20 protein-coding genes and 2 other annotated features are annotated in these 23,299 nt (G+C 47.7%); all 20 genes read left to right on the top strand.

From position 1 onward, the window contains the following. Window positions 1-17 precede the first annotated feature (17 nt). The 20 genes from gltX (at window position 18) to tuf (ending at window position 23,214) form a co-directional block, all read left to right on the top strand. A complete protein-coding gene (gltX, locus tag HUG15_RS00965; RefSeq protein WP_200126410.1) occupies window positions 18-1,493 on the top strand; it encodes a glutamate--tRNA ligase in 1,476 nt (491 codons plus the stop codon). Between the two features lie 5 nt (window positions 1,494-1,498). Beyond that, window positions 1,499-1,709 (top strand) — a binding site (T-box leader). A 93-nt stretch (window positions 1,710-1,802) separates the two neighbouring features. Then, window positions 1,803-2,450: a serine O-acetyltransferase gene (gene cysE, locus HUG15_RS00970; RefSeq protein ID WP_200126412.1), complete on the top strand. Its 648-nt coding sequence runs from the start codon at window positions 1,803-1,805 to the stop codon at window positions 2,448-2,450. 7 nt (window positions 2,451-2,457) lie between these two features. Further along, window positions 2,458-3,864, top strand: a complete 1,407-nt coding sequence (gene cysS / locus HUG15_RS00975) for a cysteine--tRNA ligase (RefSeq protein ID WP_200126414.1) — start codon at window positions 2,458-2,460, stop codon at window positions 3,862-3,864. Beyond that, the gene (locus HUG15_RS00980; RefSeq protein WP_200126416.1) at window positions 3,861-4,271 is read left to right on the top strand and encodes a Mini-ribonuclease 3; all 411 of its coding nucleotides are present in this window, start codon (window positions 3,861-3,863) and stop codon (window positions 4,269-4,271) included. The genes cysS and HUG15_RS00980 overlap by 4 nt, the downstream gene beginning before the upstream one ends. Then, window positions 4,258-5,016 (top strand): 23S rRNA (guanosine(2251)-2'-O)-methyltransferase RlmB, encoded by a 759-nt coding sequence (gene rlmB / locus HUG15_RS00985; RefSeq protein WP_200126418.1) that lies wholly within the window; start codon window positions 4,258-4,260, stop codon window positions 5,014-5,016. Before HUG15_RS00980 ends, rlmB begins: the two co-directional genes overlap by 14 nt. After that, a complete protein-coding gene (locus HUG15_RS00990) occupies window positions 5,013-5,522 on the top strand; it encodes an NYN domain-containing protein (RefSeq protein ID WP_200126420.1) in 510 nt (169 codons plus the stop codon). Before rlmB ends, HUG15_RS00990 begins: the two co-directional genes overlap by 4 nt. Window positions 5,523-5,682: 160 nt before the next feature. Then, window positions 5,683-6,333, top strand: a complete 651-nt coding sequence (sigH, locus tag HUG15_RS00995) for an RNA polymerase sporulation sigma factor SigH (protein WP_425504043.1) — start codon at window positions 5,683-5,685, stop codon at window positions 6,331-6,333. 406 nt (window positions 6,334-6,739) lie between these two features. Continuing rightward, the gene (gene secE, locus HUG15_RS01000; RefSeq protein ID WP_246516450.1) at window positions 6,740-6,880 is read left to right on the top strand and encodes a preprotein translocase subunit SecE; all 141 of its coding nucleotides are present in this window, start codon (window positions 6,740-6,742) and stop codon (window positions 6,878-6,880) included. 73 nt (window positions 6,881-6,953) lie between these two features. Further along, window positions 6,954-7,487 carry a transcription termination/antitermination protein NusG gene (gene nusG, locus HUG15_RS01005; protein WP_200126424.1) on the top strand — a complete coding sequence of 178 codons (534 nt, stop codon included), beginning with the start codon at window positions 6,954-6,956 and terminating at the stop codon, window positions 7,485-7,487. 174 nt (window positions 7,488-7,661) lie between these two features. Then, complete coding sequence (gene rplK / locus HUG15_RS01010; RefSeq protein WP_200126426.1) at window positions 7,662-8,087, top strand: 50S ribosomal protein L11; 426 nt, start codon at window positions 7,662-7,664, stop codon at window positions 8,085-8,087. A 91-nt stretch (window positions 8,088-8,178) separates the two neighbouring features. After that, window positions 8,179-8,877 carry a 50S ribosomal protein L1 gene (gene rplA, locus HUG15_RS01015; protein ID WP_200126428.1) on the top strand — a complete coding sequence of 233 codons (699 nt, stop codon included), beginning with the start codon at window positions 8,179-8,181 and terminating at the stop codon, window positions 8,875-8,877. A gap of 35 nt (window positions 8,878-8,912) precedes the next feature. Continuing rightward, window positions 8,913-9,083: a sequence feature (ribosomal protein L10 leader region), on the top strand. Between the two features lie 53 nt (window positions 9,084-9,136). Further along, window positions 9,137-9,643: a 50S ribosomal protein L10 gene (gene rplJ, locus HUG15_RS01020; RefSeq protein WP_200126429.1), complete on the top strand. Its 507-nt coding sequence runs from the start codon at window positions 9,137-9,139 to the stop codon at window positions 9,641-9,643. 27 nt (window positions 9,644-9,670) lie between these two features. Beyond that, the gene (rplL, locus tag HUG15_RS01025) at window positions 9,671-10,039 is read left to right on the top strand and encodes a 50S ribosomal protein L7/L12 (RefSeq protein WP_200126431.1); all 369 of its coding nucleotides are present in this window, start codon (window positions 9,671-9,673) and stop codon (window positions 10,037-10,039) included. Between the two features lie 75 nt (window positions 10,040-10,114). Then, complete coding sequence (locus HUG15_RS01030; protein WP_200126433.1) at window positions 10,115-10,714, top strand: class I SAM-dependent methyltransferase; 600 nt, start codon at window positions 10,115-10,117, stop codon at window positions 10,712-10,714. Window positions 10,715-11,070: 356 nt separating this feature from the next. Next, entirely contained in the window at window positions 11,071-14,613 is a 3,543-nt protein-coding gene (rpoB, locus tag HUG15_RS01035; RefSeq protein ID WP_200126435.1) for a DNA-directed RNA polymerase subunit beta, read from the top strand. Window positions 14,614-14,853: 240 nt separating this feature from the next. Further along, window positions 14,854-18,471 carry a DNA-directed RNA polymerase subunit beta' gene (gene rpoC, locus HUG15_RS01040; protein ID WP_200126437.1) on the top strand — a complete coding sequence of 1,206 codons (3,618 nt, stop codon included), beginning with the start codon at window positions 14,854-14,856 and terminating at the stop codon, window positions 18,469-18,471. A 405-nt stretch (window positions 18,472-18,876) separates the two neighbouring features. After that, on the top strand, window positions 18,877-19,290 hold the full coding sequence (gene rpsL / locus HUG15_RS01045; RefSeq protein ID WP_200126439.1) for a 30S ribosomal protein S12: 414 nt from the start codon (window positions 18,877-18,879) through the stop codon (window positions 19,288-19,290). A gap of 30 nt (window positions 19,291-19,320) precedes the next feature. After that, window positions 19,321-19,791: a 30S ribosomal protein S7 gene (gene rpsG / locus HUG15_RS01050; protein ID WP_200126441.1), complete on the top strand. Its 471-nt coding sequence runs from the start codon at window positions 19,321-19,323 to the stop codon at window positions 19,789-19,791. A 60-nt stretch (window positions 19,792-19,851) separates the two neighbouring features. Next, window positions 19,852-21,930 carry an elongation factor G gene (gene fusA, locus HUG15_RS01055; RefSeq protein ID WP_200126443.1) on the top strand — a complete coding sequence of 693 codons (2,079 nt, stop codon included), beginning with the start codon at window positions 19,852-19,854 and terminating at the stop codon, window positions 21,928-21,930. Window positions 21,931-22,023: 93 nt separating this feature from the next. After that, window positions 22,024-23,214, top strand: coding sequence for an elongation factor Tu (tuf, locus tag HUG15_RS01060; RefSeq protein ID WP_200126445.1), 1,191 nt, complete (start codon window positions 22,024-22,026; stop codon window positions 23,212-23,214). Window positions 23,215-23,299 lie beyond the last annotated feature (85 nt).

The following is a 23,299-nucleotide window of genomic DNA, read 5'->3' on the forward strand; positions in this document are numbered from 1 at the left end:
ATAGGAAGGTGTTAGCGATGACACAGGAAGTCCGGGTTCGATTTGCGCCAAGCCCAACGGGACATTTGCATATCGGCGGCGCTCGGCAAGCGCTTTTTAATTATTTATTCGCCCGGCATCATAACGGTAAATTTATCGTGCGGATTGAAGATACGGACCAAGCGCGGAACATCGATGATGCGACGGATAAATTAATGGAGAGCATGAAATGGCTCGGGTTGGATTGGGATGAAAGCATCGAAAACGGCGGTCCCTATGCCCCTTATCGAAGCAGTGAACGATTCGACATTTATGCCGAATATATTGAACAATTGCTTGAAGAAAATAAAGCCTATCGTTGTTATATGACCAGCGAAGAACTTGAAGCAGAGCGGGAGGCGCAAATCGCACGAGGGGAAATGCCGAAGTATAGCGGCAGGGACCGCGATTTGACGAGGGAACAAGAAAAAGCATACGAAGCAAAAGGCATCAAGCCGGTGGTGCGTTTTCGTGTTCCCGACACCAAGGAAGTACCTTCTGTTGCCATCAACGATGTTATTCGCGGGGAAGTGAGTTTCGAAACGGATGGGATTGGCGATTTTGTCATCGCCCGCTCCGACATGGTGCCGACCTATAACTTCGCGGTCGTCGTCGACGACTATTTGATGAAAATCACCCACGTGATTCGCGGAGAGGAACATTTGTCCAATACCCCAAGACAAGCCCTTGTATACGATGCATTTGGATGGGAGCGGCCGCATTTTGCCCATGCGCCGCTAATTCTTAACGAAGACAGGCAAAAAATGAGCAAGCGGGAAGAATCGATTATGCAGTTTGTCGAGCAGTATCGGGATTTCGGTTATTTGCCGGAAGGCCTTGTCAATTTCCTTGCATTGCTCGGATGGTCACCGGGCACGGAGGAAGAAAAATTTACCGTCGATGAACTGATTGAAAAATTCTCCCTCGAGCGTGTGTCAAAAGCGCCGGCGGTGTTTGATAAAGACAAACTAGCGTGGATGAACAACCAATACATGAAAGAAGCGGATTCTGACCGATTGACGGCGCTTGTCATTCCCCATTTGCAAGAGGAAGGCTTAGTGGGATCATCCTATACGGAAGAGGACCGGGACTGGTTGAAGAAACTTGTAGAGATTTATCAAGAACAAATGCATTACGCTGAAGAGTTTGTTTCATTAGCCTCCCTATTTTTCCAATCATCGATTGATTACGAGACAGATGCTTTAGATGTGCTAAACGAGGCCCATGTTCCCGAGGTAATGACAACGTTGTCTGCACAGTTGGACCAAGTCGAAGCCTTTGAAGCGCCGGAGATAAAAAAAGCAGTCAAAGCGACGCAAAAGGAAACCGGCTATAAAGGAAAAAAATTATTCATGCCGATTCGCGCGGCTGTTACCGGCCGAACACACGGGCCGGAATTGCCGAAAGCCATTGAACTACTCGGAAAGGAAACTGTACAGGCAAGATTAGCCGACGCGTCGCATATACAACAATAAAGTGAAACCGAACGTTGACAAGGAAGAGTAATCGATTGTGTTTCTTTCCAGAGACGGCTACAGAGCTGGGAGTAGCCGAAGAAGCCATCGGTGAATGCCCCTTGGAGTCTTTCGTTGAAAATCTAAGTAGGCGAAAGCGGCTCGCGGCCGTTAAACCGTATGAGGGGAGCCTTTTTGGCTCTAACAGGGTGGAACCGCGTGAAAAGCGTCTCTGTGCGTTAGGCACAGAGTTTTTTTATTGGCAGAATTTTTTCCGGCGGAAAAGAATCGTCGGTTGAAACAATCATTCATAAGGGGTGAGGGGGAACTATGTGGCGAACATTAAAGCGTGACATTGATGTTGTTTTTTTGCGTGATCCGGCGGCAAGAAACCGTCTTGAAGTTATATTGACGTACGCTGGCGTTCATGCGGTTTGGAGTCACCGCATCGCCCATTGGTTTTATAAAAAACGCCGATATCTTATCGCTCGGATAATCTCGCAAATCAGCCGTTTTTTTACCGGGATCGAAATCCATCCGGGAGCGGTTATCGGGGAACGATTGTTTATTGACCATGGCATGGGGGTCGTTATCGGAGAAACGTGTGAAATCGGCAACGATGTTACGATTTACCAAGGCGTGACCTTGGGAGGGACAGGGAAAGAACAAGGGAAACGGCATCCGACGGTTGAAGATCATGTACTATTTGCGACGGGCGCGAAAGTATTAGGGTCGATGCGGATCGGGCATCATTCCAATATCGGCGGTGGAGCCGTTGTTCTTAATGAAGTGCCGCCCAATTCTACTGTTGTCGGTGTCCCGGGGCGTGTCGTTGTGCAGGATGGTGTGAAGGTAAATCAGGACTTGCAGCACCATTTACTGCCTGATCCCGAGGATGATCGCTTTACGGCCTTGGAAAAAGAAGTGGAACGGTTACGTTTGGAATTGAAAGAGCTTAGGAAGAAAGAACAGGAGTGAAAGAACGATGGCGGTACAAATGTACAACACGTTAACGAGGCAAAAAGAAACTTTTCAACCTCTTGAAGAGGGAAAGGTAAAGATGTATGTGTGCGGACCGACGGTTTATAATTATATTCACATCGGTAACGCCAGATCTTCGATTGTTTTTGACATGATCCGGCGCTATTTGATCTATCGCGGTTATGATGTACAGTATGTCACGAATTTTACCGATGTGGATGACAAAATTATTGATGCTGCCAAAGAAGCCGGTGAAGATGTTTTTGCCCTGGCCGAGCGGTTTATCCGCCAGTTCCATGAAGATACGTCGGCATTGGGGGTGAAACGGGCAGATATTCATCCGCGTGTAACGGAGACGATGACTGATATTATCACTTTCATCGAATCGCTCATTACTAAAGGCTACGCGTATGCATCCGATGGAGATGTTTATTTTAAAACGAAAGCTTTTCCCGATTATGGAAAGCTGTCGGGACAATCCACCGACGACCTTCAAGCGGGTGCCCGTATCGAAATTGGCGAACAAAAACAGGACCCTTTGGATTTTGCATTGTGGAAAGCGGCAAAAGACGGGGAAGTGTCTTGGGACAGTCCTTGGGGCAAAGGGCGGCCCGGCTGGCACATCGAATGCTCGGCGATGGTAAAAAAATATTTGGGAGAGACGATTGACATTCATGCCGGCGGGCAAGATCTCATGTTTCCCCACCATGAAAATGAAGTAGCGCAATCGGAGTCTTTGCTGGAGGAGCCGATGGCAAATTATTGGCTTCATAACGGCTATCTTCAGATTGATAATGAAAAAATGTCCAAGTCGCTCGGAAATTTCGTGCTCGTCAACGATTTAGTTCAACAACACGATCCCGAAGCGATCCGCTTCTTTATTTTACAATCGCATTACCGGCACCCGCTTAATTTTAACGCTGAATTGGTGGAAGCCGCAGGAGCCGGGTTGGCGAGGATCCGCACGTTTGTGGAAAATGTCCGGCACCGTTACCGGGCGAGTGCGGATTTTGCAGGGAACGAGCAGTGGTTAAAGAAGATTGCGGATTTTAAGGATCGTTTTATCAAGGAGATGGACGACGATTTCCACACGGGAAATGCGATTACGGTTTTGTTTGATTTTGTAAAAGAGGGGAATCGCTATTTGCAAGACCCTCATACGTCCAAAGATGTATTGCAAAAAATGCTGGATGCATTTGCGGAGTGGGGAGACGTGCTAGGCATTTCTTTTTCCGTCGAAGAAGAGCTGTTGCCGGCTGATATCGAAAATTATATCGAACAACGAAAAGAAGCGCGGGCGCATAAAAATTTTCAGGAAGCCGACCGCATTCGGGATTTGTTAAAAGAGAAGGATATCGAGCTTGAAGACACCCCGCAAGGCACGCGTTGGAAACGAGTGTTGAAATCATGAGCGCCATTGATCCTGCGCAGCTAAATGGTTTGGCACTCGCGTATATCGGGGATGCTGTCTATGAGTTGTATACACGCACCCATTTTTTGCAGGCAGGGTATACGCGTGCTGGGCAGCTCCATCAGAAAACGACGTCTTACGTGAGCGCGAATGCACAAGCCAATCATTTGCATCGTTGGTTGGAGAATCAACGGTTGAACGCGGATGAAGAGATTATCGTCCGCCGCGGCCGCAACGCAAAATCGGGAAACGTCCCGAAAAATACCGATGCGTTTACGTATCGGTACAGTACCGGCTTTGAAGCTCTGATTGGTTATTTACACCTTTGCGGTCATCATGAACGGTTAAAGGAGTTGTTGTCGGAAATGCCCGGCATTTGGGAGGATGAAAACGATGAACGAGAATGAGTGGTTAACCGGCCGCAACCCTGTGTTTGAGGCGCTTCATTCTTCTGCATCCGTTCAAAAAATTTGGGTGGCACAAGGGGTGAAGAAAGGGGCTATACAGGGATTGATTTCCAAAGCGAAAGAAAGAAACATTGTCATCACGTACGTGCCCCGAAAAAAAATAGATCAGCTGACCGGTGTTCAAAACCATCAAGGCATTGCAGCTTCGGTTTCGGCTTACGCCTATGCAGAGATGGACGCTTTGTTTGATCGCGCGGCGCAAAAAGGACAAGCACCTTTTTTTATTCTGTTGGACGGCATTGAGGATCCGCAAAATTTAGGGACTATATTGCGGAGCGCGGATGCAGCCGGCGCTGACGGTGTCATCATCCCCAAACATGGGGCGAGCGGCCTCACCGGCGCGGTAGCGAAAGTTTCATCGGGTGCGATTGAACATGTTCCGGTCGTAAAGGTGACAAATCTCGTGCGAACGATGGAACGTTTGAAAAAAGAAGGGTTTTGGATGGTCGGAACGGATGCCCGTGCTGAAGCCGATTACCGTGAACTGGATGGGGATATGCCTGTTGTTTTGGTCATTGGCAGTGAAGGAAAAGGGATGAGTCGTCTCGTGAGAGAAGCCTGCGACTTTTTATATCGGATTCCGATGTCGGGCGAAGTTTCTTCTTTGAATGCTGCCGTGTCGTGTAGCCTCCTGATGTATGAAGTGCAGCGGAAACGCCATCCATTGGGAGGTGCAACGCGATGAAAGAAATCGTGCTTGTCGATGGCTATAACATCATCGGAGACTGGCCGGCATTGAAACATGTCAAGAAATATTCGCTCATAGAAGCGCGGGATTTACTCATTGGAAAAATGGCAGAGTATCAAGCGGTGACAGGGAGGCGAGTGATTATTGTTTTCGATGCCCATATGGTGCCTGGTACGGGGAGCAAAGATAAACACCACCGTGTAGAGGTTGTTTATACCCGCGAGCGGGAAACCGCAGATGAGCGTATTGAAAAGCTCGTAAGTAAACTGAAAAATGTCGAAACACAAGTATATGTCGCCACGTCGGATTATGTGGAGCAATCGGTGACATTTGGAAGTGGCGCGCTTCGTACATCTGCCCGCGAGTTAAGAATACAAATGGATGATGTTGAACAACATGTCGCCGAACGGGTCTCGCGGGTGAAAAAAGTAAACGATTATGGGAATCGTGTCATATCTAAAGACGTCGCTGAATATTTTGAAAAGTGGCGTCGAAACAATTAATAAGTGATTGACTTGCCGTATTGTGCTCTTTATACTACTAGATACAGAGACTTTCATAAAAGGAAAGATCCCGCGCAACTCCGGCCGGTCGATCACCATGGCCTGTGGCGCACGAACACCGGGATAAACGATACATAGAAGGCGAGGGCGAGGGATGGTTGTGAATGTACACTTCATAGAGACGAAACAGCGATACGTTGAGGAGACAGAAGAAGAGCGGCTTATAAAAAAAGCACATCAGGGAGACTCCGCTGCGTTGGAGAAATTGATTCACAAGTACAAAAACTTTGTCCGTGTAAAATCCCGATCTTATTTTCTTATGGGGGCTGATCACGAGGATATTGTACAAGAAGGGATGATTGGTCTCTTTAAGGCCATTCGTGATTTTAAGGGAAACAAGCGCTCCTCTTTTCGCGCTTTTGCGGAACTTTGCATCACGCGCCAAATTATTACCGCGGTCAAAGCCGCTACCCGTCAGAAACACTTTCCTTTAAATTCATATGTATCGTTGGACAAGCCCATTTATGATGAAGAATCGGAGCGCACGTTGATGGATGTGATTTGCGGCACCATTGTCACAAACCCTGAAGAAATGCTCATTAATCAAGAAGACTGGGAAGATGTTGATCATAAAATCACCGAATTATTAAGTGAATTGGAACAAAAAGTACTTCGCCTTTATTTGGACGGGCATTCCTATCAGGAAATTTCTGTCGCTGCAGATGCACATGAAAAATCGATTGATAATGCATTGCAACGGGTAAAAAGGAAGCTTGAAAAATTTACGCGAAAAAAGAAAATTTTACTCTAAAAAAAGACAGAATCTTCGACTGTTTTCGAGGATTTGCACACATCCAAATGAGCGCGGGTCGTCGATTCGTGCTCTTGTTTTTCGATGAGCGAAATGCCTCTGATTGACACTGGGGGCCTGCTATGGTACAGTTTATGGCATGATTTGCAGCTAACCGGGATTCAATACTTATACAAATAGAAAGACTTGAGTTGAAAACAGACCGGGAGCGGTTGTTTTTTTATGTTTGCAGGTAAGAAAGTATAAACCAACTTACTTACCTGCATAAGTGCAACTAAGGTTTTCGCCATACAAGCTTGGCGAAAAGCCAAGCTTTCTAATAAAGATTTTTTCGAGGCCAATAACAGGGGAGGGGCTCGTAATTATTAAAAATAGTGTCAAGTTCCTGCGTGAAGTAGGAAAAGAAATGAAACGTGTCACTTGGCCAACACCGGGAGAACTTTTCAAGTATACGCGAACGGTGGTGGTTACACTCATCTTTATTACGATTTTTTTCGCGCTTGTAGACTCTGGGCTGTCTTATCTCGTGGAAACATTCCTCGCTTAAGAGATGGGATGATCGAGTAAGGAAGCTAATTTGCGGAAGGAGGAAAGGGATCAATCAACCGGTCCGTTCAATTATGGAGAAAAACTGGTATGTGGTCCACACGTATTCCGGGTATGAAAACAGGGTGAAAATTAACCTGGAAAAGCGGGTGGCGTCCATGGAGATGTTGGACAAGATCTTCAGGGTGCTTGTCCCGATGGATGAAGAGAAGGAAACGAAAGACGGAAAGACGAAGACCGTCAGCAAAAAAACATTTCCCGGATACGTTATCGTGGAAATGATTATGACCGATGATTCTTGGTATGTGGTACGAAACACTCCGGGTGTCACCGGTTTTGTCGGTTCACCCGGAGCAGGTTCAAAACCCAACGCGCTTTTACCGGACGAAGTGGACGACATTTTGCAGAAAATGGGTGAAGATGTACCAAAAGCGGAAATTGACGTTCAATTGAAAGAGTCGGTAAAAGTGAAAGATGGTCCGTTCACTGATTTTACGGGCACTGTAGAAGAAATTAATGGGGAACAACAAAAGCTCAAAGTACACGTCAATATGTTCGGTCGGGAAACGCCTGTAGAGCTTGATTTTAATCAAGTAGAAAAAGTATAACCGTAAGAGGGAAAAGACAAGATGGATGTGATCTTCTTGCCTGCATAATTAAAAATGCTTGCGGTTTATCTTTTTAGATGATACGATTTATTTTGTTTGCTTCGATTAAGAAGTGATAAGTGGGAGGGCAGCTGTGCCCGAAACACCACAATACGAATGAAGGAGGTGTGTCGCGTGGCTAGAAAGGTAGAGAAAGTAGTTAAACTTCAAATTCCTGCAGGAAAAGCCAACCCGGCACCGCCAGTCGGTCCTGCACTCGGTCAGGCTGGGATCAATATCATGGGTTTTTGTAAAGAATTCAATGCTCGCACCCAAGAGCAGGCAGGGACGGTTATCCCTGTAGAGATTAGCGTTTATGAAGATCGCTCCTTTACATTTATCACAAAAACGCCGCCGGCTCCGGTTTTGCTAAAAGAAGCCGCAGGTGTAAAAGGCGGATCCGGTGAACCGCATAAGACGAAAGTCGGCAGTGTGAGCGCCGATAAAGTTCGCGAAATTGCGGAAGCGAAAATGGAAGATCTTAATGCCGAAAGTGCAGAAGCAGCCATCCGTATGATTGAAGGCACTGCGCGTAGCATGGGCATCACGATTGAAGGATAGATCATATTCCGGATTTGACAAAACCGGTGTATGGTATGGTTCTACGTGGGAGGTAAAACCGTTAATACCACAATAGAGGAGTTGAAATGAAATGCCTAAAAAACAAGGGAAAAAATTTATAGATGCACAAAAACAAGTGGATACGTCACGCAACTACACATCCGTCGAGGCATTGGAGCTCGTGCAAAAAGTAGCTCCAGCGAATTTTGATGAGACGGTAGAAGTTGCGGTTCGTCTCGGTGTTGATCCGCGTAAAGCCGATCAACAAATCCGCGGTGCCGTTGTTCTCCCTCACGGAACAGGGAAAACAAAGCGTGTACTCGTATTTGCAAAAGGCGAAAAAGCAAAAGAAGCTGAGGAAGCCGGCGCCGATATTGTCGGCGAGGAAGAGCTTGTCAATCGTATTCAACAAGGTTGGTTGGATTTTGATGTCGTTGTGGCGACACCCGATATGATGGCTCAGGTTGGTAAACTCGGACGCGTGCTTGGTCCCCGCGGCTTAATGCCGAACCCGAAAACAGGGACGGTAACGATGGATATCGCTCAAGCGGTGAACGAAATTAAAGCAGGTAAAGTCGAGTACCGTGTGGAGAAAGCAGGAAATGTGCATGTGCCGATCGGAAAAGTGTCTTTCGATGCGCAGCAGTTGAACGAGAATCTTAATACGGTCATCGACACGCTTGCAAAGGCAAAACCATCTGCCGCCAAAGGCGTCTATATGCGAAATATCTCGGTCGCTTCTTCCATGGGACCGGGTGTAAAGGTAACGACAAGCGGAATTAGTGTTTGACACTCGCTTTTGTCTTGCCTATAATCAACATTGGCAAACGAAAATCGTATCAACCGTAGACAGCAGGTGCGCGTTTTGTGCTTAATGTCCTGCCGAGGTTTATTTCACATCATAGCGGACAATCCGGTTTGGGCTGTTCAAATGAGGAGAAGACCTTTTTATGTCTACGTAAAACGCGGTGTAAAGAGGTCTTTTTTATGTTCCAAAGACGCTCAAACCCGTTCTGCGTTAGTGATTAAATAGAGTAGGGGGTGGAATGATGAGCACTGTGCTCGAACAAAAACAAGCGGTCGTACAAGAAATTGCCGATAAGCTTGCGAACAGTGAATCGATTATTTTCGTCGATTACCGCGGACTCAATGTCGCTCAAGCAACGGAACTTCGCAGCAAGCTTCGTGAAGCGGACGTAGAGTTTAAGGTATATAAAAATACAATGACACGCCGCGCGACGGAAGAAACGAACTACACGGATGTTGATGAGCATCTCGTCGGGCCGACAGCAATTGCTACGAGCCGTACCGATGCAGTGGCAGCCGCGAAAGTTTTGCATAACTTCTCGAAAGAGAATGAAGCACTTGAGATCAAGACAGGCATCATCCAGGGAGAGGTAACAGCTGTTGACGACATCAAGCAACTTGCCGAGCTTCCTTCTTACGACGGGCTTATGTCCATGTTGCTCAGTGTCTTGCAAGCGCCGCTTCGCAACTTCGCTCTTGCTTCCAAAGCAGTGGCTGACCAAAAAGAGGGAAACGAAGACGCATCTTAAACTATATTCCTTAAGGAGGATATTATAATGGCAAAAGAACAAATCATTGAAGAAATTAAAGGCATGACCGTTCTTGAACTGAACGATCTTGTCAAAGCCATCGAAGAAGAATTCGGAGTAACTGCAGCAGCACCGGTTGCTGTCGGCGGTGGCGACGGTGGCGGAGAAGCTGCCGAAGAAGAACAGACGGAATTTAACGTTGTGCTAAATAGCGCGGGTGCTTCCAAAATTAACGTCATCAAAGTTGTGCGCGGCATAGCAGATCTTGGCCTTAAAGAGGCAAAAGCGCTTGTGGACGGTGCTCCGGAAACAATCAAAGAAGGCGTGAGCAAAGAAGACGCCGAAGACATGAAGAGCCAGCTTGAAGAAGCCGGCGCAGAAGTTGAATTAAAATAAAAGCATTGTAAACGAAAAAGCTTCCCTGCAACTGTGTAGGGAAGCTTTTTCTCCACGACGAGGAGGTGAAAACCGTTGTCGCAACATTATTACAGCCGGCATCCGGAGTCATCGAGTGAAGAGCGATCGTTTACAATCGAAGTGAAAGGACGCTCGTTTTCTTTCGTTGCCGACCACGGGGTTTTTTCAAAAGAAGGATTGGACTTCGGGAGCCGTTTTTTGATTGAGTCATTTACCGATCCTGATATTTCCGGTCCGCTCTTGGATATGGGGTGTGGATACGGACCAATCGGGATTGTTCTCGCGGCATTTTCCGAGCGCCGCGTAGTGATGAGTGATGTGAATGAGCGGGCGGTAGCGCTTGCGCGGCAAAATGTTACCCGTAACGATGCAAATCGGGTGGAAGTTGTGTCGGGAGATCGTTTTTCGGGTGTGGGGAACGAGGAACGGTTTTCGGCAATTGTGATGAATCCTCCGATTCGGGCAGGGAAAGCGACGGTGCACGCGATTTATTCGGAGGCCTATGATTACTTGCTGCCCGGGGGTGCGCTCTGGGTTGTGATCCGAAAAAAACAAGGGGCACCGACAACAAAACGAAAACTTCAAGAATTATATAGGGAAGTCGTTGAAGTGAAGAAAGCAAAAGGGTATGTCGTTTTGAAGGCCCAAGCATGATTTCGGAGGTGCGAAGTGAGAGGTGAGCGCAAAAAATGGTTGACCTTCAGGTTGCTTTATGGTACTATCATATAATGCGTATAACTATATGAATCGTATCGTTTTTCTTTTCATTTACTCGTATAAAGGTTATTGGGTTTGGGAACACTGGTATAATCCGAAAAAATTGCCCCGAAACGATTTTGGGTTAAATTCATTGTACTACGTGTTGCCCCCTTGTATATAACTGACGGCATCATTCTTTTAAAAATTAGCCGATTGCTATTTAAAGAATGATCTTTTTTCTCTCGTAGCATGGGCCGTGCCGGGGGCCTGAAGGATGCTAAACAATATACGGATTTTGAGGGGTGAATTCGTTGACAGGTCAACTTATTCAGTATGGACGTCATCGCCAGCGAAGAAGCTATGCAAGAATTAGCGAGGTACTTGAGCTACCTAATCTCATTGAGATTCAAACGTCTTCCTATCAGTGGTTTCTCGATGAAGGGATGCGAGTCATGTTTCAGGACATCTCCCCTATAGAAGATTTTACTGGCAATCTCGTCTTGGAATTTATCGACTATAGCCTTGGTGAGCCGAAGTACTCCGTCGAAGATTCTAAAGAGCGGGATGTCACGTATTCTGCTCCATTACGTGTGAAGGTCCGTCTCATGAACCAGGAAACCGGTGAGGTGAAGGAACAGGAAGTATTCATGGGTGACTTCCCGCTCATGACCGATACCGGAACATTTATTATTAACGGGGCCGAACGCGTGATTGTTTCCCAACTTGTTCGTTCTCCCAGTGTTTATTACAACCAAAAATTCGATAAAAACGGGAAAAGAGGGTTTACCGCGACCGTCATCCCGAATCGCGGTGCTTGGCTTGAATTTGAAACGGATGCGAAAGATATTACGTACGTACGGATCGATCGCACCCGGAAAATTCCCGTAACGGTCCTATTAAGGGCACTTGGCTTTGGGTCAGACCAGGAGATCGTTGATTTAATAGGTGAAAATGAGTTTCTGCGCAATGCTTTGGAAAAAGACAATACGGATGATACGGAGAAAGCGCTGTTGGAAATCTATGAGCGTCTTCGTCCCGGCGAGCCGCCGACGGTAGACAATGCCCGCAGCTTGCTTGAATCCCGCTTTTTTGATCCGAAACGATATGATTTAGCGAATGTAGGGCGCTATAAAATCAATAAGAAGTTGCATATTAAAGAGCGTCTTTTTAATCAAGTTTTAGCAGAGACCCTAGCGGATCCGGAAACCGGGGAAATTCTCGCGGAAGAAGGAACACTCATTGACAGGCGTGTGCTTGACCGTTTGCTTCCCTATCTGGAAGATGGTCTCGGGTTCACATCCTTCAGGATCGCCGGAGGTATTGTTGACGAGGAGAGCGAAGTAACCGTTCAATCGGTTAAAGTTTATGCCCCTAACGATCCGGATGGCGAGCAGACGATTGAAGTTATTAGCAACGGGACCTTGGATTCCGGGATCAAAAACATTACGCCTGAAGATATCGTCGCTTCCATTAGCTATTTCTTCAATTTGCTTCATGGTGTCGGCGGCACGGATGATATTGATCACCTCGGAAATCGCCGTTTGCGCTCGGTCGGTGAATTGTTGCAAAATCAGTTCCGCATTGGTTTATCCCGAATGGAACGTGTCGTGCGCGAACGTATGTCTATTCAAGACCCGAGCCAAATCACGCCGCAAGGGCTCATTAATATTCGTCCGGTCATTGCTTCCATCAAAGAGTTTTTCGGAAGCTCTCAGCTTTCGCAATTTATGGATCAAACGAACCCGCTTGCCGAGCTGACCCATAAGCGTCGTTTGTCTGCGCTCGGTCCCGGCGGTTTAACGAGAGAACGGGCCGGTATGGAAGTTCGTGACGTTCACTATTCTCACTATGGGCGTATGTGCCCGATTGAAACACCTGAGGGTCCGAATATCGGCTTGATCAACTCCTTGTCCTCGTATGCAAAAGTCAACGAATTTGGGTTTATGGAGACGCCTTATCGGCGTGTCGACCCGGAAACAGGGGTTGTCTCCGGTCGCGTGGACTATTTGACGGCGGATGAGGAATTGAACTACGTTGTGGCCCAGGCTAACGCGAGACTAAATGAAGACGGCACGTTCGTCGATGATCATATCATTGCTCGTTTCCGTGAAGAAAATACAATCGTGTCGAAAGATCGCATTGATTACATGGATGTTTCCCCGAAACAAGTTGTCTCGGCGGCAACAGCATCCATCCCATTCCTGGAAAACGATGATTCCAACCGTGCGCTGATGGGGGCGAATATGCAGCGCCAAGCCGTTCCGTTGTTGGAGCCTGAAGCACCTGTCGTCGGAACAGGCATGGAATATGTTTCCGCAAAGGATTCCGGTGCGGCCATCACCGCCGCTCATCGCGGGATCGTCAAACGTGTGACGGCAAGAGAAATCCGGATGCGTCGTCTTGAAGAAGTAGACGGAAACGAAGTTGAAACTGATGAAGATGTATATAGAATGTCCAAGTTTATCCGTTCCAATCAAGGCACGAGCTATAATCAACGCCCGATTGTCGAAGGCGGCGATGTCATCGATAAAGGAGAAGTATTGGCCGACGGACCTTCGATGGATAAAGGGGAAATGGCGATTGGCCGAAATGTGCTTCTTGCCTTTATGACTTGGGAAGGATATAACTATGAAGATGCCATCATCCTCAGTGAACGGCTCGTAAAGGATGATGTATTCACCTCCATTCATATTGAAGAATATGAATCGGAAGCGCGTGACACGAAGCTTGGACCGGAAGAGATCACGCGCGATATCCCGAACGTCGGCGAGGACGCTTTGCGAAACCTTGATGATCGGGGCATTATCCGTGTCGGTGCCGAAATTAAAGACGGAGATATCCTTGTCGGCAAAGTGACACCGAAAGGGATGACCGAACTTACCGCTGAAGAACGCTTGCTTCATGCCATTTTCGGTGAAAAAGCGCGTGAAGTACGCGATACGTCGTTGAAAGCACCTCACGGTGGAGACGGCATTGTCCTCGATGTGAAGATCTTCAACCGTGAAGACGGCGATGAGCTGCCGCCTGGTGTGAATCAGCTTGTCCGTGTGTATATCGTGCAAAAGCGAAAGATTCACGAAGGCGATAAAATGGCCGGGCGGCACGGAAATAAAGGCGTTATTTCCCGGATTTTGCCAGAGGAAGATATGCCTTTCATGCCGGACGGCACGCCGGTAGACATGATGTTAAACCCTCTAGGGGTGCCTTCGCGAATGAATATCGGACAAGTGCTGGAAATGCACTTGGGCATGTCTGCGCGTGAACTTGGCATTCATGTTGCGACACCGGTCTTTGATGGTGCCCGTGAAGAAGATGTTCAGGAATCGCTCGAAGAAGCAGGGATAGCCAGCGACGGCAAAACGGTTTTATATGATGGGCGCAGCGGTGAGGCTTATGATAATCGTGTGTCTGTCGGTGTCATGTATATGATTAAGCTGGCGCATATGGTGGATGACAAACTGCATGCCCGGTCCACCGGTCCCTATTCATTGGTTACGCAACAACCGCTGGGCGGTAAAGCGCAATTTGGCGGCCAGCGATTTGGCGAGATGGAAGTTTGGGCACTTGAGGCCTACGGTGCTGCATATACGTTGCAAGAAATCCTAACGGTAAAGTCTGACGATACGATTGGCCGTGTTAAAACGTATGAGTCGATCGTTAAAGGCGAGAATGTACCGGAACCGGGCGTTCCGGAATCGTTCAAAGTGTTGATTAAAGAACTCCAAAGCCTTGGCATGGACGTAAAAATGCTTTCCAGCAATGAAGAAGAGATTGAAATGAAAGAGCTGGATGATGAAGAAGACCAGTCGAGCGAAAAAATGAACCTGAAATTGGAGTCTACGGAGAACGCTTAAGCATGTAAAAGAGGCAGGTGAAGGACGCCCTTTATAGCGTTCTTCACCCTTGTCACCCACGCTCCATAGACGGAAGTCAGATTTCAGGGGCCAGAGGTCGAAAAAGACTTTTTTCAGGGTCTTTCGATTTCCGGCTTTCAATGTCTGACTTCCGGAAACGTGGGCGACGAACACCCCGATTCCCTCTGACGGAAGTTTTCTAATGACAATTCGTGCGCTAAGAAAGGGAGGGACCACCCTTTGATAGATGTCAATAATTTTGAATACATGAAAGTAGGCCTTGCTTCTTCCGATAAGATCCGCAATTGGTCGAGAGGAGAAGTAAAAAAACCTGAAACCATCAACTATCGGACATTGAAACCGGAAAAAGATGGCTTGTTTTGCGAGCGTATTTTTGGTCCGCAAAAGGACTGGGAATGCCATTGCGGGAAATATAAGCGTGTCCGCTATAAAGGAGTTGTCTGTGACCGATGCGGGGTTGAAGTAACACGGGCGAAAGTACGCCGTGAGCGTATGGGGCACATTGAACTGGCAGCTCCGGTATCACACATTTGGTATTTTAAAGGTATTCCGAGTCGGATGGGGCTCGTTCTCGATATGTCCCCTCGCTCCCTCGAAGAAGTCATCTATTTTGCTTCATATGTTGTTACGGAAACAGGTGACACACCACTTGAATATAAACAGTTGCTTTCCGAAAAAGAATACCGCTCGTATTATGATAAATATGGACGTTCTTTCACCGCGCAAATGGGTGCGGAAGCGATTCGCAAGATTTTATCCGATTTAAATCTCGAGCAAGAAGTAAAAACGTTGCGAGATGAGCTTGAAACGGCACAAGGACAACGCCGCACACGTGCCATTAAACGTTTGGAAGTGCTGGAGGCTTTTCGCCATTCAGGCAATCACCCGGCATGGATGATCATGGACGTTCTCCCTATCATCCCGCCGGAATTGCGTCCAATGGTTCAGCTGGACGGTGGCCGGTTTGCCACTTCTGATTTGAATGATTTGTATCGTCGGGTGATTAACCGAAATAACCGCTTAAAGCGTTTATTGGATCTCGGAGCGCCAAGCATCATCGTCCAAAACGAAAAACGTATGCTCCAGGAAGCTGTTGATGCGCTTATTGATAACGGGAGGCGTGGCCGACCGATCACCGGTCCGGGAAACCGTCCGTTAAAATCACTTTCCCACATGCTCAAAGGGAAACAGGGACGATTCCGGCAAAATCTGCTCGGGAAGCGTGTCGACTACTCCGGCCGTTCGGTTATCGTCGTAGGTCCGAGTTTGAAAATGTATCAGTGCGGACTCCCGAAAGAAATGGCGCTGGAATTGTTTAAGCCTTTTGTCATGAAAGAGTTGGTGGCAAATGGATCGGCTCATAATATTAAAAGTGCCAAGAGGAAGGTCGATCGTGTCCAACCGGAAATATGGGATGTCCTTGAAGATGTGATCAAAGAACATCCGGTATTGCTAAACCGGGCACCAACGCTACACAGGTTGGGAATCCAGGCGTTTGAGCCGGTACTCGTTGAAGGTCGGGCCATTCGCCTGCATCCGCTCGTTTGTACGGCTTACAACGCGGACTTTGACGGGGACCAAATGGCGGTTCACGTGCCGCTATCGGCAGAAGCGCAAGCGGAAGCCCGGGTTCTGATGATGTCTGCGCAAAACATTCTAAACCCAAAGGACGGAAATCCGGTCGTTACGCCTTCACAGGATATGGTACTCGGGAACTATTACCTTACCTCCGAGCGTAAAAATGCCGCGGGTGAAGGGGCCGTATTCAAAGACAGCAACGAAGCAATTACGGCGTACCAAAATGGCTTTGTGCACCTGCATACACGTGTGGCTGTTTCGGTTTCTTCGATGAAAAGCAGTATGTTTCCCGAAAAAGCGAAAGATCAGTTGTTGCTGACATCGATCGGGAAATTGATATTCAATGAAATTTTACCAAGCAGCTTTCCGTATATTAATGAGCCCTCTGCCGGCAACTTGGTAAACGAAACACCGGAAAAATATTTTGTTCCGAAAGGAACGGATGTAAAAAGTACGCTAGCGGAAATGGAAATCGTGTCTCCATTTAAAAAAGGCTTTCTCGGTGACATCATCGCTGAAGTATTTAAGAAATTCCAGGTTACGGAAACCTCCCGGATGTTGGATAGCATGAAAGATCTTGGGTTCTACTACTCAACAAAAGCCGGTATTACAGTGGGCATTTCCGATGTGGTTGTTCTACCTGAAAAGAAAGAGATCCTCGATGAGGCCGAGGAGAAAGTTAACCGTGTGATGAAGCAGTTTAGACGCGGTTTGATCACGGAAGATGAAAGATACGACAAAGTCATCTCCATTTGGAGCGAAGCAAAAGAAACGATTCAAGAGCGTCTGATGAAAACACTGGATACGGCGAACCCAATCTATATGATGAGTGACTCCGGTTCTCGCGGGAACGCCTCTAACTTCACGCAGTTAGCCGGAATGCGCGGGTTGATGGCTAATCCGTCCGGACAAATCATCGAACTTCCCATTAAATCCAGTTTCCGGGAAGGTTTGACGGTATTGGAGTATTTTATTTCCACCCATGGTGCGCGCAAAGGTCTGGCAGACACAGCGCTGAAAACCGCCGATTCCGGTTACTTGACCCGCCGGCTCGTTGATGTTGCCCAAGATGTCATCGTTCGTGAAGACGATTGTGGAACAGATCGTGGGCTCTCGGTTGAGACATTACGGGAAGGAACGGAGATTATCGAAGGTCTATACGACCGGCTTGTGGGGCGCGTAGCGTTTCAAACGGTCATTCACCCTGACAGCGGCGATGTCCTCGCGGAAAAAAATGACTTGATCACTGAAGATACCGCGAAAGCGATTGTCGATGCCGGTATTGAAAAGGTAACGATCCGTTCTGTCTTTGCCTGTGACACTGCCCGTGGCGTTTGCAAAAAATGCTATGGCCGTAATTTGGCGACCGGCAGCGATGTTGAGGTTGGAGAAGCGGTTGGCATTATCTCCGCGCAATCCATCGGTGAGCCGGGAACACAGTTAACGATGCGTACGTTCCACACCGGCGGGGTGGCCGGTGATGACATTACCCAAGGTCTCCCGCGTATTCAAGAACTTTTTGAAGCCCGTAACCCGAAAGGGCAGGCGCTTATTACCGAACTTGAGGGTACGGTAAGTGAGATTCACGATGCGGGAGACAAGAAAGACATCATTATCAGCGGGGAGATCGAATCGAAATCTTATACAACCGCGTACGGTGCACGGTTACGTGTGGCAGAAGGAGATCATGTTGAAGCCGGCCAAGCGCTCACGGAAGGTTCCATTGATCCGAAAGAATTGCTGAAAGTAACCGGCATTAAGGAAGTTAAGGAATACTTGCTCAAGGAAGTTCAGAAAGTCTATCGTATGCAGGGCGTGGAAATTGGCGATAAGCACGTAGAAGTCATGGTTCGGCAGATGCTCCGTAAAATCCGCGTAAATGACTCGGGGGATACGGATGTATTGCCTGGCACATTGGTGGAAGTGAACCACTTCAATGATGTTAACAAAGATGTGCTTCGCAGCAACCAGCGCCCGGCGGTCGGTACACCTGTTATTCTTGGGATCACAAAAGCTTCCCTTGAGACTGACTCTTTCCTATCGGCGGCCTCCTTCCAGGAAACAACCCGTGTCCTTACGGATGCGGCGATCAAAGGAAGGGCAGACGCGTTGCTCGGCTTAAAAGAAAACGTGATTCTCGGAAAACTCGTACCGGCGGGAACAGGCATGCAACGCTATCGCTCTCTCAAAGCGGATAACGGCGAAGAAAATGAAGCAGAAACTGTGGAGGAGCCTGAAAGTGCTCTTTCGCGTCGGTAAAATCGGTATGTGTTGAATGTGAGAATTAGCCGTGTGGGGTGGAAAATGAAGGTCTTTTCCACCCTTGCCGGCATCCGTCAATGAATGATAGGATCACCAAAAATAAATTGACATCGTATTTTCCCTTTGGTAAAATATCAAAGGTGCGCGTGATTTCCCGAAAAAAGGGAACTCATAATAAGATATCAGTTCGGCAAAGCCTTAAATAAAAGGGTAAATGCTGAAAAACGGTAAATGGTTTTTGCTCGGCAGTCTCGTCTGTCTGGTAAGAACATTCCTTTTGCTTTGATGTGAACCACCTGGAACAGTGGTCTTATAAAACCTGGTTGGGCAAGGGTTCACGAGCAATTAGCATCATTCAATTACTCGCGCGGAAAATGTGTTTAAGAAAGGAGGAAAAAATCGATGCCAACGATTAATCAGCTTGTTCGCAAGCGACGCCAAACAAAACCGAAGACATCTGATTCGCCGGCACTTAACAAAGGTTTTGACAGCATTAAGAAAGTGCCGACCAATCAGTCTTCTCCGCAAAAACAAGGTGTTTGTACACGTGTCGGCACAATGACACCGAAAAAACCAAACTCGGCATTGCGTAAGTATGCCCGTGTTCGCTTGACCAATGGGATTGAAGTAACGGCATATATCCCGGGAATCGGCCACAATTTGCAAGAGCATAGTGTTGTGCTTATTCGCGGAGGCCGTGTGAAAGACCTTCCGGGTGTGCGCTATCACATTGTCCGAGGCAGCCTAGACACTGCAGGTGTCCAGGGTCGTAAGCAAGGCCGTTCCAAATACGGAACAAAACGTGCAAAAAAATAAACTTCAGTGATTAAGGAAGGAGGGTTGGACATGCCTCGTAAAGGTCCCGTGCCTCGTCGCGAAGTATTGCCGGATCCAATTTATAATTCCAAGTTGGTGACTCGGCTCATTAACCGTATTATGATTGACGGCAAAAAAGGGAAGGCGCAAAATATCCTGTATAAATCATTCGACTTAGTCCGTGAACGTAGCGGTGAGGAACCAATGGAAATCTTCGATCAGGCGTTGAAAAATATTATGCCTGTGCTTGAAGTTAAGGCCCGACGTGTCGGCGGTGCCAACTATCAGGTGCCGATCGAAGTGAAGCCCGACCGCCGTACGACCTTAGGATTGCGTTGGTTGGTCAGCTACGCGCGTTTGCGTGGAGAAAAATCAATGGAAGAGCGCTTGGCGAATGAAATATTGGATGCAGCCAATAATACCGGCTCCGCTGTCAGAAAGCGTGAAGATACGCATCGTATGGCAGAAGCAAATAAAGCCTTCGCCCATTACCGTTGGTAATGTTGTCGCTCTTTAAGCAGGAAACCCGCCAGAAATGGATGAAAGGAGAAAGTGTAGGCCATGTCAAGAGAGTTCTCCTTGGAGAAAACACGTAATATCGGCATCATGGCTCACATCGATGCCGGTAAAACGACGGCCACGGAACGTATTTTGTTCTATACCGGCCGTACTCATAAAATTGGAGAAACACATGAGGGTGCTTCCCAAATGGACTGGATGTCACAAGAGCAAGACCGTGGGATTACCATCACATCTGCCGCGACAACAGCCCAATGGAAAGATCACCGTATCAACATCATTGATACACCCGGGCACGTCGACTTCACGGTCGAAGTGGAACGTTCCCTGCGTGTCCTTGATGGCTCGGTAGCTGTTCTTGATGCGCAATCAGGCGTTGAACCGCAAACCGAAACGGTGTGGCGTCAGGCTACGACCTATCATGTGCCAAGAATTGTTTTCGTCAACAAAATGGATAAAGTAGGCGCGGACTTCCTCTATTCGGTTAGTACATTAAGAGATCGTCTCGGAGCGAACGCTCACGCCGTTCAGCTCCCGATCGGTGCCGAAGATGAATTCGAAGGAATCATCGATCTTGTGGAAATGAAAGCCCACTATTATTTGGATGACTTGGGCAAGGACACAGAAGTCCGCGAGATCCCCGAGGAGTACCGTGAACAAGCAGACACCTATCGTGAGCAACTGATTGATGCCGTTGCAGAATTCGATGAAGATTTGATGATGATGTACCTGGAAGGCGAAGAACTGAGCAACGAGGATGTAAAAAAAGCAATCCGTAAAGCAACATTGGATATTGAATTTTACCCTGTCTTTTGCGGATCGGCTTTTAAAAACAAAGGCGTTCAATTGATCTTGGATGGAGTCATTGATTACTTGCCGGCACCGACGGACGTTCCCGCCATTAAAGGGATCAAGCCGGATTCGGAAGAAGAAGTAACTCGTGAAGCTGATGACGAAGGGTCATTTTCAGCTCTGGCTTTTAAAATTATGACCGATCCTTATGTAGGCAAATTGACATTCTTCCGCGTTTATTCAGGTACACTCTCATCCGGGTCTTACGTACGCAACTCTTCAAAAGATAACCGCGAACGCGTCGGCCGAATTTTGCAGATGCACGCCAATTCACGGGAAGAGATTTCTAAAGTCTACTCCGGTGATATTGCCGCCGGTATCGGTTTGAAAGACACGGCGACAGGTGATACACTTTGTGATGAGAAGGATCGGGTGATCCTTGAATCAATGGACTTTCCGGAAACGGTTATCTCCTTGTCGGTAGAGCCGAAATCAAAAGCGGATCAAGACAAAATGGGCGTTGCACTCGGCAAACTTTCGGAAGAAGATCCTACGTTTAAAACGTATACAGATGAGGAAACGGGCCAAACGGTCATTTCCGGTATGGGTGAATTGCACCTGGACATCATTGTGGACCGTTTGAAACGGGAATTTAAAGTCGAAGCCATCGTCGGCGCGCCGCAAGTCTCTTATCGTGAAACGATCAAAGCCTCTGCACAATGTGAAGGCAAGTTCATTCGCCAATCCGGAGGTCGTGGTCAATACGGCCATGTTTGGATTGAGTTTAGTCCGAATGAACAAGGCGCAGGCTTTGAATTTGAAAATGCGATCGTTGGCGGAGTTGTCCCGCGGGAGTACATTGGCTCAGTGGAACAAGGCGTGGAAGAAGCGTTGCAAAACGGTTTGCTTGCCGGTTATCCATTGATCGATGTAAAAGCGCGACTGTATGATGGGTCTTACCATGATGTGGATTCCAATGAAATGGCATTTAAAATTGCCGCTTCAATGGCGCTTAAAGAAGCAAAATCCAAGTGTGAACCAGCCCTGCTCGAACCGTTGATGAAAGTGGAAATCATCGTTCCTGAAGAATACATGGGCGATGTTATGGGTGACGTTACGTCACGGCGCGGCCGAGTTGAAGGAATGGGTGCCCGTGGGAACGCGCAAATCATCAGTGCTTTTGTGCCACTTGCAGAGATGTTTGGGTACGCAACAAACCTTCGTTCCAACACACAAGGACGCGGAACATATTCGATGCATTTTGATCATTACGCGGAAGTGCCGAAAAGCATTTCCGAAGAGATCATTAAAAAGAACACCGGTGAATAGTTAATTTCACTAAAATCAAAAGCCTAGAAAGTAGATCAGCGATCATGCTTTCTTGCTATATAAAATACCTTAACCTAAGGGAGGAACATTTCAATGGCAAAAGAAAAATTTGACCGGTCGAAAACGCATGCCAATATTGGCACAATCGGACACGTAGACCATGGAAAAACAACGTTGACTGCAGCGATTACAAAAGTTCTTCATGAACAATCCGGCACTGGTACCGTCATGGAATATGATGCAATTGATGGTGCTCCGGAAGAGAAGGAACGCGGAATTACCATCGCGACTTCCCACGTTGAGTATGAAACGGAAACTCGTCACTACGCACACGTGGATTGCCCGGGACACGCGGACTACGTGAAAAACATGATCACAGGCGCCGCGCAAATGGACGGATCCATCCTAGTTGTATCCGCCGCTGACGGCCCGATGCCGCAAACACGCGAGCACATCTTGCTTTCCCGTAACGTCGGTGTGCCGTCCATCGTTGTTTTCCTTAACAAAGTGGACCAAGTCGATGACGAAGAGTTGCTTGAACTCGTGGAAATGGAAGTGCGCGATCTCCTTTCCGAGTATGACTTCCCGGGAGACGACATTCCTGTTGTATCCGGATCTGCTTTGAAAGCTCTTGAAGGTGATGACGAGCATAAGCAAAAAATTCTTGACTTGATGAATGAAGTCGATGGTTATATCCCGACGCCTGAACGTGATACAGACAAGCCATTCATGATGCCGGTTGAGGACGTCTTCTCCATCACCGGTCGTGGCACGGTTGCAACCGGCCGTGTTGAACGTGGCATGCTCAACAGCGGTGACGAAGTAGAGATTCTCGGTATTACTGAAGAGAAGAGAAAAACTACCGTTACAGGTGTCGAGATGTTCCACAAAATTCTCGACTATGCTGAAGCGGGTGACAACATTGGCGCATTGCTACGTGGTGTTGCCCGTGAAGATATTACACGTGGACAGGTGCTCGCTAAGCCAGGTACAATCACACCTCACACGCAATTTAAAGCAGAAGTCTATGTGCTTTCAAAAGATGAAGGTGGCCGTCACACGCCATTTTTCCAAAATTACCGTCCGCAATTCTACTTTCGCACAACGGATGTTACCGGCGTGATCAACCTTCCTGAAGGCGTGGAAATGGTTATGCCCGGGGACAACATCGAGATGTCCGTGGAACTCATTCAACCGATCGCGATCGAGGACGGGACAAGGTTCTCGATTCGTGAAGGTGGACGTACCGTAGGTTCCGGTGTTGTCACAGAGATCGTGAAGTAAACATGAAAAAAAGGGCGCCCGTGTCGGGTGCTCTTTTTTTGGTAAATCAACTTTCTTACCTACATAAGTGCAACTAAGGCTTTTC

The organism is Salicibibacter cibarius, from assembly GCF_016495725.1.
In the GTDB taxonomy this organism is placed as follows: Bacteria; Bacillota; Bacilli; order Bacillales; family Marinococcaceae; genus Salicibibacter; species Salicibibacter cibarius.